This window comes from Thermodesulfovibrio hydrogeniphilus (genome assembly GCF_054657355.1).
In genome coordinates, this window is the sequence record NZ_BAAHYW010000001.1 from 1146649 (window position 1) to 1158018 (window position 11370).

Below are 11370 nucleotides of genomic sequence, written 5' to 3' on the forward strand. Positions count from 1 at the left end.
GTAAAATGGCAGGAAATTTTTTTAAAGAACTTTTTGATTTTTCTTTTAACTCTTTTATAACCGTCAAGATTATAAAATTCCTTTATGTTATAGCAATTATTACTTCCTTATTCTTTGGATTTCTTATTCTGATTGGAGGCTTGAGTGCAATGAAGCAATCTCCAAAATTTGGAATTTTTCTGCTTGTTTTTTCTCCTGTTTTCACCTTGCTATCAATCATCTACTCCAGAGTAATACTTGAATTTATATTGGTGATGTTTAAAATAGAGGAAAATACAAAAAATTTAAAAAAGGAGTAAGGGTATGAAAAAGATAGCGTTCATCATTTTACTGATTTTAGTTGCAGGATGCACAGGTCAACTAAGAACAGATGTTGCAGGAGTTGGCGAGACATTGCCAACAGGTCCTGATGCGATTACATGGGATGGAAAAAATATAATTATTGCTAAAGAAGGATTAATAGTATTTTTGGAAGACATTGATTTAGCCTCTGCTGATTCAATCTACAACTATGAAGGACACTACTTTTTGGACAGATTTCCGATAACTATTACATCCCAAGAAAATACCCCATTTATCACAGCTCTTGCATGGCAGTCTGCTAAAAATATTCCCGGAGGAGGCTATCTTTGGGTAGCAGATGCTGCAAATAAAAGAATTTTAAAGGTTACTCCACAGGGCGATGTAGTCAGCAAATTCAATAAACTGCCTTTTTATCCTGAAGATATGACATTTGACGGAGAATTTCTTTGGATAGCAGACTCAAAAAGAAATAAAATATTTAAAGTATCCACAGAAGACTGCGCAGTTTTGGAGACATTTATATCTCCAGTTAAAAATCCATCAGGCATTGCATGGGATGGAAGATATGTAATAATCATCGGATATAAGGAAGTTGAGGATTATACTGAACTGGCTAAACCAGTTGAGCCTCAGTTTCAGCATGGCACAAATTCAAAATCTCCCTACGCACAAACTGCTATAAAAATAGTGAAGCTTGATCCACAAACTGGACAAATTGTAAGAGAAGTTATTCCTTCAAGGCATCTTACCTCACCTGTAGGAATGGTATATGTTGACGATTATCTCTGGATTTCAGACAGAAATGCAGGAAAAATATTCAGAGTGCAGGATATGGGATTTGCTTCTGAGGATAAAAAAATTTACAAGGTTGAAACTCCTGTAGCATCTCCTAAAAAGCTTGAAGTTAAAACAACTGTAAAAGAAGAGCCAAAGGATGCGGAAGAGGCAAAGAAATGGGCTGAAGAGGCAAGAAAGGCTGCAGAAGAGGCAAGAAAAGCTGCAGAGGCAGCTAAAAAAGCTTTTGAACTGCAACAGAAGAAATAGTAGATGGTAAATGGTTAAATTAGTCATCGTATGTTAGATATATGGACATTGCGAGAGATTTTATTTCTGAGGCTATACTTTCTTTTTATGAGATTGCTTCGCCTGCCTGTCGGCAGGCTCGCAATGACCCCTTCCTTGGTCATTGCGAGCACCCAAAGGGTGCGAATCGCTCTCTTTTTATTGGATTGCCATGCCTCACCTTTGGTGAGGCTCGCAATGACGGAAATAAATAATCGGTGAGGCTTGTAATGACGGAAAAAGGTGGTGAATGTTGAATAGTGAATGGTTAAAAATAATTAACTCTGACACTTTCTTTTTGATTGCTGGACCTTGTGTTATTGAAAATGAAGAAATTGTAATGCAAACTGCTGAGGAATTAAAGAAAATTACAGAAGGCCTCAATATTCCTTTTATTTTCAAATCCTCCTATGACAAAGCAAATCGCTCATCAATAAAATCATACAGAGGACCGGGCATTGAAAAGGGACTTAAGATATTAAGCAAAGTAAGAGAAGAGTTCGCTCTTTCGGTGCTAAGTGATGTTCATTCTGTTGAGGAAATAAAAATTGCAAGTCAAGTTCTTGATTTTCTTCAAATTCCTGCTTTTCTATGCAGGCAAACAGACCTCATTGTTGAAGCAGGCAAAACAGGTAAGCCTGTAAATGTTAAAAAAGGACAGTTTCTTGCACCTTGGGATGTAAAAAACATAATTGAAAAATTTAAATCCACAGGCAATGATAAGATAATGATTACAGAAAGGGGAGCAAGCTTTGGATATAACAATCTTGTAGTTGATTTCCGTAGCTTTCCAATAATTCGCTCTATGGGTGTTCCTGTTGTTTTTGATGCAACCCATTCTGTTCAGCTTCCAGGTGGCTCTGGCACATGCTCATCAGGGGAAAGGCAATATGTTCCTTATCTTGTAAGAGCTGCTGTTGCCTGTGGAGTTGATGGATTATTCTTTGAAGTCCATCCAGAACCTGATAAAGCTCTCTGCGATGGACCAAATATGGTTCCTCTCAGGGATTTCAAAGACCTTCTCCAATCACTCCTTGAGATTTACAATGTAGCAAAAAAGTATTTTAAAAAATGTTTAAAATCACAATGAGTATTAGATGGCTTTTTGTAATATCAATTGCTATACTTGTCTTGGCAATCACTCTTAGCAGTTATTTGTTTTCCTACCACGCATATAAAAAACAGCTTGACCATCATATTACTGATATTTCATATCTTTTTCAGAAGGAAACGGAAAATTTAACTAAGCCTGTTGAAAGTTTTCTTTACAGCACTCAGGCTCTTGTTTGCTGTGGGATTTTGAATTTTAATGATATAGAAAAAACAAATAAATTTCTCATTGAATTTATGCAGAAGTATCCCTATGTAACTTCAATAAACTACGGTGATGGAAAAGGGAACGGATATCTTATCTTAAATGCAGAAGGCAAACTTTTAAATAGAATAAAAAAGGCAGATGAAAAGGGATATGTCAGATGGAATGAACTTGACAAGGATGGAAAAATATTAAACACAAAAAAAGTTAGGGATGACTATGACCCAAGAAATACTACTTGGTACAAACAGGCTATTCAATCTCAAAACATTGCTTGGAGTGAGCCATATTTATTCAGAACAACAAAAGACCAAGGCATAACAGCTTCATTACTATTATGCAGTGAAGCTCAGATAGTCATTGGTGTGGACATAATGATTAAAGACTTCTCCAAGTATCTTACTAAAATCAAGCAAGCAAGCCTTGACCCTTATGCAGAGCTTTATTTAATAACAGGCGAAAATAAAATAATTGCGATTGCTGACATAGTGAAATTTGAACCTGGGATAATTTATACATTAAATGAGCAGGATTTTCCTTTACTTTATCATGCATTAAAGATAAACAAAGAAAAATTCAGGTATAAAAATCAGGATTGGCTTTTAAGAGTCAAAAAGTGGAATATGGGTGAAAGAGAACTTTCTTTGGCTATTTTGCTTCCTCACTATGTTATTACAAAGGATTTAAGAGTTAACCTTTTTTATCAACTTCTAAGCTCTATGATTTTTGCTTTTCTCATTATTCTTTACATTGCAAGGCAGTATTCAAATCCATTAATAGAAATTTCTAAAAAAATAAAGGATTTTGGAGAAAAAGAAATTAAACTACCACAACATATTAGAAGAAAAGATGAAATCGGAGTCTTAAGCAAATCAATTGAGCAGGTATCATTGGAAATAATAAAGACAAAGAACGCTCTCATTGATACAGTAAAAAAGTGTCAAACAATTTCAAACTTGGCTCCTGTTGGAATTTTCCTTGTTAATTGGGAAACAGGAAAAATTGAAGAGGCAAACCATACAGGTTTATCCCTTATAGGCTATACAAAGAATGAAATAGAAAAGAGGTCATTCTTTGACATTTTTATCCTTTCTGCAGATATAAAAGAGCAAGAAAGCTTTGAAATTCTTTGCAAATTTTTGAATAAAAATGGAGAAACTCGCGAATGTAAACTTAGAGGAATAAGATTAATAATTGAAGATAAACCTCATTTTTTAATAGCTGTAGATGATGTGACTGAAATGAGAAGATTGATGAAAAGAGTAAGTGAAGCTGAGCAGTTTGAGGCAGTAAAGCGCTCTCTTGGTGAGGCAGTCCATAGATTTAAAGACTTACTAAATGTAATTCATGGTTTTGCTACATTGGCTCAAACAAAAGAAAGCATAGATTTTGCAAAGAATGCATTGGAGCAAATACTAAATGCAACAAAAAGAGCTATATATCTTACAAAGCAACTTTTAACTTTAACTGGAGAGAGGAAATATGAGTTACATAAAGTTGATTTGAACTCAATTTTATTGTCAATTAGATCAAAAATTGAAGTTTTGATGGGAGAAAACATAAAGGTTGAAATAAAAACCTTAGATAAAGAACTTCCTGTTAACATTGACATTGAGGCGTTTAATGAAATCATGACCAATATCATATTAAACGCAAAGGATGCGATGCCAAATGGAGGAATTTTGACAATAGAAACTGAAATTTCTCAAATTCATGATAAAAAATATGCAATGCTTTCAATTTCAGATACAGGTGAAGGAATGGATGAAGAGACAAGAAAAAGAGTTTTTGAACCATTCTTCACAACAAAAGGAACTTCAGGTACAGGACTTGGGCTTTCAATTGTCTACAGAATAGTACATGACCTGCAAGGCTTCATAGAAGTTGAAAGCACACTTGCTAAAGGCACAACTTTTAAAATTTTCTTGCCTTTGACAGATTGAGTGAATCATTAATACTTAGAGAAAAATCCCAAAAATAAAGCCCTGTTTCGAAGCTATATTTCCTCTAACAAAAAATCTAAGATATATTTATGCTTTATTCCTTTAATATCTTTGACAAAAAACTTATCCATTGAAATGACGATTTTTTCATAATTATCAGGGATTGATAATAGATTTTCGAATTCTCTTTTAATAACTTTATCATCAGTAAGTAAATATGCCACTTGGATATACTTTGTTTCATTCTGCCTTTGAGCTATAAAATCTATTTCCATACCATTTAACTTCCCAATGCTTACCACATATCCATTTGTCTTTAAATGTAGATATACAATATTCTCAAGCACAGCATTAATATCTTTCTCTATATATCCAATAAGTCCATTTCTGAGTCCGATATCATTTAGAAAAATTTTGTCATAAAACTCAAGGTATTTTTTTCCTTTTAAATCATATCTGGGAACTTTGTGAATTAGTAGAGCATTTTCAAGATATTTCAGATAATTTAATATGGTATCAATTGAAGCTTTAATTTTTTGGGATTTAAAATAATCGGCTATTCTTTTTGCAGTGGTAACATTTGCAATATTATCAAAAATATATCGTACAGTTTTATCAAACAGAGCAACATCTCGTATTTTATTCTTTACAATTACATCTTTGTAGAGAATTGTGCTCAATACAGAATTTAAATAATTAAATATCACCTCTTCCTCAAATAAAAGATGATGAATCCCAGGCAGTCCTCCAAATTTAAGATAATTCTTAAACTCGTCTTCAATATTTCCAGTTTTACCCCTGAAATATAAAAACTCTTTGAAAGATAAAGGATACACAAAAATCTCAATATATCTGCCAGTTATTAATGTTGCTAATTCGCTGGAGAGCAAATGAGAGTTTGAACCTGTGATTATAATATCTCCTAAAGACTCAGCTAAAAATGACACTACCGCCTTTTCCCAAGCTTCAATTTCCTGTATCTCATCTATAAATATAAACTTCTGTCCTCTGAGTTCCTTTAATTTTCCACTAACAAAAGAATATAAATCCTTATAAGTTTTTATATCTTCAAATTCTAAGGACTCTTTATTAATGTAAACAATGTTTTCTAATGGCACATCTTGCAGAACTAAATCATTAATAAGAAGTTTGATAAGAGAACTTTTGCCAGCCCTTCTCATTCCTACAAGAACTTTTATAACAGGAGTGCCAAGATATTTTTTTATGTATTCAATATATTTGTCGCGAGGCAACAGACTATATGTTTCTATTGATTCTCTATCCATAGTTTAGACTATAACCGAAGAATTTTAATTTTGTCAATAAAGTTTCAACTGTATTGGAAACTTTTCAATGCCTTTTCTACTGCTTCTTTTGGTGAGTTGGCTTTTATGATGCCGGGAATGTCCCATGTTTTAAGTCCAATGACTGGTTTTCCTGTTTTAAGGGCAAGGGCAATTTCACTTAATGTTCCATACTCTCCACCAATTGCAATCAGTGCATCAGAGGCTCTTACAATTAGGGCATTTCTCATTTCTCCCATTCCTGTTGGAATTGCAATTTTTACATAGGGATTTGCATCTTCTTTTCTTAAAGTTGGAAGTATTCCAACTGTAATTGCACCTTCAGAGACTGCTCCACGACATGCTGCCTCCATAACTCCTCCAAGTCCACCTGTGATAACAATAATACCTTCTTTTGCCAAAAGTCTTCCAACTTCTTCAGCTAAATGCAAAAGCTCGGGCTCTGCTTTTCCTGCTCCAATTACTCCCACTGCCTTCATTTTAACTCTACCACTGTCACAGCATCTCCACCTTCATCTGGAGAGCCTTTTTTTGTTGATTTTACTGCTGGATGCTCCTTTACATACTGTCTTATTGCATCCCTTAAAATTCCCTTTCCAATTCCATGAATAATAATTCCCTCAGATGCTCCTTCAAGGGAAAGCTCATTTAAAAATCTCTCAACAATTGGAATTGCCTCATCAACCCTCATTCCTCTTATGTCAAGCTTATGCAGTGCAGGTGTAAGTGTATGTGAAGGTGCATGTAAACTCATACCTTTTTCTCTTACACTTTCACATTCACTTACACCTGCAATTTTTTCTACATCCTCAATCTTTGCTTCTATTTGAGCAGTTTCTGTTTGTATCTTTACTTTTTTATCTTCAATGCTTATAACTTTACCTTTAAGATTTAAACTTTTTACTTTAACAAAATCTCCAACATTAATCTCCCTCGCACCTGCACTTGCACCTGCACTTTGAAATTCCCTTGCAATTTCTGAAGTTTTTTGATATATCTCTTTAAGCTTTTTTCTGTCTGCCTTCTTTGCCTCCTCATAAAGAATATTAAGCTCTTTTTTTATCTTTTGAATTAATTCATTTGCTTCTTTCTTTGCTTTTTCCAAAATTTCCTTTCTTTTTTCCTCTATTTCCCTTTTTTGTCTTTCTAAAATTTCCTTTTCACTTAAAAGAGTCTTTTTAACCTTTTCTATTTCATCTATCTTAGCCTGATATTCTTCTTTCATTCTTTCAAGTTCATTCATTAGCTTATAAATTTTTACATCTTCCTGACCACCTTTAAGCTCATATGCTCTTTTAATTAATTTTTCAGGGAAACCATATTTCTTAGCTGTCTCAAGGGCATAGGATGTAGTCAGTGTGCCAATGCTTAATTTGTAAAGAGGAGTCATTGTGGCTTCATCAAAAAGCATTGCAGCAACTTCCATTCCCTCTTGAGTTACTGCAAAGAGTTTAACCTTGCTTAAATGGGTTGTCACAAATGTAAATGAGCCTCTATTTTTTAACTCTTCAATTATTGCGCAGGCAAGGGCAGAGCCTTCTTCAGGATCAGTGTTTGTTCCAATTTCATCAATAAGAACAAGGCTTTCTGAGTCTGCTTTTTTAACAATTTCTTTCAATGTCATAACATGGGATGCAAAGCTTGAAAGTTGCTCTTCAATTGAGCCTTCATGATAAAGGTCTACATAGATAGACTTTACAAATGGAATTACTGATGAGGCACTTGCTGGAATAGGAAGTCCTGAAAGTGCCATTGCTGTAAGAAGTCCTATTGTTTTTAATGTTACAGTTTTTCCACCTGCATTTGGTCCACTGATTACTAAAACCTTTTTTTCTTTAAGCCCTAAATCAAGGGGAACAACATTTTCCTTTGTTAGCATTAAAAGAGGATGTCTTGCTGATATAAGTGAAATCTCCTGCGAATCCGTTATTTTTGGAACTTCTGCCTTAAATTTTTGAGAATATTTATAAATAGAGAGAAGCCTGTCAAGATATAAAAGAAGATTAAACTCTCTTTGCAAAGTTTCACTAATTTGATGAATATCATTTGAAAGTTCTTTAAGAATTCTTATCTCTTCAACTCTTTCCTCAATTTTTAGCTCCTCAAGCTTTTTTGAAAGGGAAGCTATCTCTTCTGGCTCAATAAAAGCTGTCTCACCTGAACGGGAAACATCATAGACTTTTCCCTTTACCATTCCCTTTGAATCCATTCTTACAGGAATTACCCATCGGTCATTTCTTTTTGTAATAAACCTGTCCTGAAGAAAAACAACGGTTTCCTTGCGATTAATTATTTCTTCAAGTTTTTCCTTAATTCTTTCCTCTGTAATTTTAATTTGCTTTCTTACATATTTAAGCACTGAGGATGCTGTATCAAGAATATTCCCATCCTCATCAATACTGTTTTCAAGTTTTTCCAAAAGATATGGCTGTCCTATAGCAAGATAGCTTTCAAGTATGCTTTTAATTCTTCTTGACAGATATGGCAAATTTAAAAGTTCATCAACAAAAGGAGAGACTCTATCAAGCACTCGCAGGACTTTTAAAAACTTTGAAAGTTCCTGACCATCAAAAAAAGCACCTTCCTTTGATGCTTTATTCAGTAGCTCAGAAATAGAAGGAAAGGGAGAGATCGGAATCTCTCCTCCTTTGTCCAGATATTCTTTAATTTCCTGAAATTCCCTAAGATAAGCTTCTGATTCTTTTAATGCCTCGCAGGGATAAAGCTGTTCAATATACTGCTTTGTAGCATCAGAGTTAGAAAATTCAGAAATTAAATTTAGTGCTTTGAAATAATCTAAATCCTCTAATGCCTTCCTACTTATCAACCAAGCTTCTCCAAGAGCTTCTTTTTCTTTTCTTCAATCATTTTTGAAAGCTTATCAATCTGATTTAAAATTTCCTCCCTTGCATCCTCACTAAGTTCATGACCTTTTTCTTTGAGTTCTTTCATTTTTCTTTTTATCATATCAGAAATTTCTTCCATCTCCTCATAAATATCTTCAGCTGCCCTTACAGTCTTTTTCTTAAGTTCCTTTGCCTTCTTTTTAATTTCTCTCCTTGTCTCTTCTCCAGATTTTGGAGCATACAAAAGAGCAAAGGCTGCGCCAATAACTCCACCCAATAAAAATGCTGCCAATATTTTTCCCTCTTCCCTCATCTTCGTCCTCCTTGAGTTTATTTATTTAATTTTAACACTTTTTATTGCCAATTAGCTTAAAATCCGAAAAAATAGAGATAGACACTCGTCACTGCGACGCCCCTGTTGCGAGCGATAGCGTGGCAATCCGCAACATCGTCACTGCGAGCCTCCGAAGGAGGCGAAGCAGTCTCTAATTCGTGGTTGGTGGATGGTGATTGGTGAATAGTGAATGATTAATGGAATCTTTTTCACTATAATTGTGACTCCGAGCAAAGCAAGGTAATTTCTAAATATTCGTAAAATGTAAGACGTGAGACGTAAGACGTAAAAAGATAAAAGAAGAGATTGCTTCGGCATCCTGACGGATGCCTCGCAATGACAGGATGGGGCATCAAGGAAGGGAGATTGCCACGCCTCACCTTCGGTGAGGCTCGCAATGACGAAAGAAAATCGGTGAGGTTCGCAATGACGGTTTGGTGGATTGCCCCGCCTGCCTGTCGTGGCTGTGTCATACCCCCTTTTTGTCAGATTTTTCTCCTCAAGGCTTTTCAAAACACATTGAAAATTCTACAAAATTTTTGCCCAAAGCAGACTGATTTAAAATAATTGAGAGATTGCGTCACAGCCACCTGTCGGCAGGCTCGCAATGACCCCCTTGTCGTCATTGCGAGGGCACGAAGTGCTCGAAGCAATCTCGCCTTTCTATCCTCAGTCACAAAAAGAGAGATTACTTCGGCTTGCTTCGCAAGCCTCGTGATGACGAAAAAGGCGTCATTGCGAGGAGCGAAGCGACGAAGCAATCTCGCTTTTTAAATGCAGGAAATAATTTTTATTGCACATGATTGAAAGTCTTTCCTTCGGTGAGACTCGCAATAATATTTTAAAATCGCTTCATTTAGGTTAAAATAAGGTATAATTAAAAAAAACACTGGAGGTGTATTATGCTTTCCAAAATTCCCTTTAACTTGGAAAACCTCTCTCAAGAGGATATTGAGAGGCAGATACTAAGAATTGGACTTATTGCTGAGCTTGATGCAATCAATCTTTATGAACAGCTTGCCTCCCTCACACAGGATGAAAAAATTCGTGCCATTTTCTTAGACATAGCAAGGGAAGAAAAAACACATGTTGGTGAATTTCTCACACTGCTTCTTATGAACGATGAAGAGCAGGAAGATGAGCTTGAAGAAGGAAGAGAAGAAGTAGAGGAGTTGTTGGAGGAAGACGAAGAGTAAGCAGTTATTATTGGCTGGTGGATAGATGTTTTTTATAAGGGTTTAATTATTAAAAAAGCGTAAAGCAGGTAAAAAGAGCCGGAAAATATTAGCGTAAAGGGAGAGATTCGCTTGCGGAAATGAATCTCTCCCAACATTATTAATCCAGAAGCAATCGCAAGGCAAGCACTTAAAAGAGCATATCCTGTTATATTCCAATCAGTAAAAATTATTCCTACAGAGACTGGAAATGTTGACTGAAAAACCATTGCACCAGTTACATTTCCCATTGCAAGAGTATCTCTTCCTTTGAATGTCCATGTGACAGAGTTAAATTTTTCAGGAAGTTCTGTTGCAACGGGAGCAACAAGTAAGGCAAAAAGAAGAGGGTCAAAGCCAATTTTTGCTGAAATATGCTGAAGGGCTGTAACAAATCCATGAGCACCTTCAATCATTATAAATAGTGCAAGCAATACTTGAAATAAAGAAAAGAAAGTCTTAAATTTGGCTATTGGAAGCACTTTACCAAAAATTTTCTCAAGATAAAGAGTTTCTTCATGCATTATAGAGCTACTTTCACCCTTAAAAGTAAAATAAAGATAAATGATATAGCCAACTACAAGCAAAATAGCTACAACAATATGCATTGGTATTAACATAGGAAGAAAAATTCCAGCAGAATACATTGAAAGAAAGAAAATTAAATCTCTTTTTACTGTAGAAAGCTCTGCATGGAAGCCAAAGCTTCTTCTTTTGCTGAAATAGGCAACTACCGTGGTTATACCAATCATTAAAAAAGCTAAAGTAGCAAGCATAAATGGAGCACCCAAAATCGCACCTATTCCAATTGAGTGACCTGCCTCTCCTTTATGTAAAAAAATTGCTACCATAGGTAAAATAGTCTCTGGAAGGGCTGTTCCAACTGCGGCTAATACAGAACCAACAACTGCCTGTTTTAATGAAAGCCTTGCTCCAAAAACCTCTAACCCGTTTGTAAAAATTTCTGCTGAAAGAAGAATTAAAAAAAAATTAGCAATTAAAAGAATCCAATCCATCATTTGAAATTATAAACTAAACTCTATTATATT

Annotated in this window: 10 protein-coding genes; 5 read left to right on the top strand and 5 right to left on the bottom strand. The window is 35.0% G+C overall.

Features of this window, described 5'->3' with window-relative positions:
* Window positions 1-5 precede the first annotated feature (5 nt).
* The 4 genes from ACYQ3P_RS05750 to ACYQ3P_RS05765 all read left to right on the top strand — a co-directional run bounded on the left by ACYQ3P_RS05750 (window position 6) and on the right by ACYQ3P_RS05765 (window position 4623).
* Window positions 6-299, top strand: coding sequence for a DUF4282 domain-containing protein (locus ACYQ3P_RS05750; protein WP_460176986.1), 294 nt, complete (start codon window positions 6-8; stop codon window positions 297-299).
* A 4-nt stretch (window positions 300-303) separates the two neighbouring features.
* Window positions 304-1347 carry an NHL repeat-containing protein gene (locus ACYQ3P_RS05755; RefSeq protein WP_460176987.1) on the top strand — a complete coding sequence of 348 codons (1044 nt, stop codon included), beginning with the start codon at window positions 304-306 and terminating at the stop codon, window positions 1345-1347.
* Window positions 1348-1615: 268 nt separating this feature from the next.
* Window positions 1616-2455, top strand: a complete 840-nt coding sequence (kdsA, locus tag ACYQ3P_RS05760) for a 3-deoxy-8-phosphooctulonate synthase (RefSeq protein WP_460176988.1) — start codon at window positions 1616-1618, stop codon at window positions 2453-2455.
* A complete protein-coding gene (locus ACYQ3P_RS05765) occupies window positions 2452-4623 on the top strand; it encodes an ATP-binding protein (protein ID WP_460176989.1) in 2172 nt (723 codons plus the stop codon). The genes kdsA and ACYQ3P_RS05765 overlap by 4 nt, the downstream gene beginning before the upstream one ends.
* Before the next feature lie 53 nt (window positions 4624-4676).
* On the opposite strand, the gene ACYQ3P_RS05770 is transcribed toward ACYQ3P_RS05765, so the two are convergent.
* The 4 genes from ACYQ3P_RS05770 to ACYQ3P_RS05785 are packed head-to-tail and all read right to left on the bottom strand — an operon-like array spanning window position 4677 to window position 9086.
* Window positions 4677-5909: an ATP-binding protein gene (locus ACYQ3P_RS05770; protein ID WP_460176990.1), complete on the bottom strand. Its 1233-nt coding sequence runs from the start codon at window positions 5907-5909 to the stop codon at window positions 4677-4679.
* 44 nt (window positions 5910-5953) lie between these two features.
* Window positions 5954-6406 (bottom strand): TIGR00725 family protein, encoded by a 453-nt coding sequence (locus ACYQ3P_RS05775; RefSeq protein WP_460176991.1) that lies wholly within the window; start codon window positions 6404-6406, stop codon window positions 5954-5956.
* Entirely contained in the window at window positions 6403-8754 is a 2352-nt protein-coding gene (locus ACYQ3P_RS05780) for an endonuclease MutS2 (RefSeq protein WP_460176992.1), read from the bottom strand. The genes ACYQ3P_RS05775 and ACYQ3P_RS05780 overlap by 4 nt, the downstream gene beginning before the upstream one ends.
* Complete coding sequence (locus tag ACYQ3P_RS05785) at window positions 8751-9086, bottom strand: YtxH domain-containing protein (protein ID WP_460176993.1); 336 nt, start codon at window positions 9084-9086, stop codon at window positions 8751-8753. Before ACYQ3P_RS05785 ends, ACYQ3P_RS05780 begins: the two co-directional genes overlap by 4 nt.
* A gap of 923 nt (window positions 9087-10009) precedes the next feature.
* Between ACYQ3P_RS05785 and ACYQ3P_RS05790 the strand changes: the two genes are divergently transcribed.
* Window positions 10010-10303 carry a ferritin family protein gene (locus tag ACYQ3P_RS05790; protein WP_460176994.1) on the top strand — a complete coding sequence of 98 codons (294 nt, stop codon included), beginning with the start codon at window positions 10010-10012 and terminating at the stop codon, window positions 10301-10303.
* Between the two features lie 32 nt (window positions 10304-10335).
* Here the strand turns inward: ACYQ3P_RS05790 and ACYQ3P_RS05795 are convergent, their stop codons facing one another.
* Window positions 10336-11340, bottom strand: a complete 1005-nt coding sequence (locus ACYQ3P_RS05795) for a sodium:calcium antiporter (RefSeq protein WP_460176995.1) — start codon at window positions 11338-11340, stop codon at window positions 10336-10338.
* Window positions 11341-11370 lie beyond the last annotated feature (30 nt).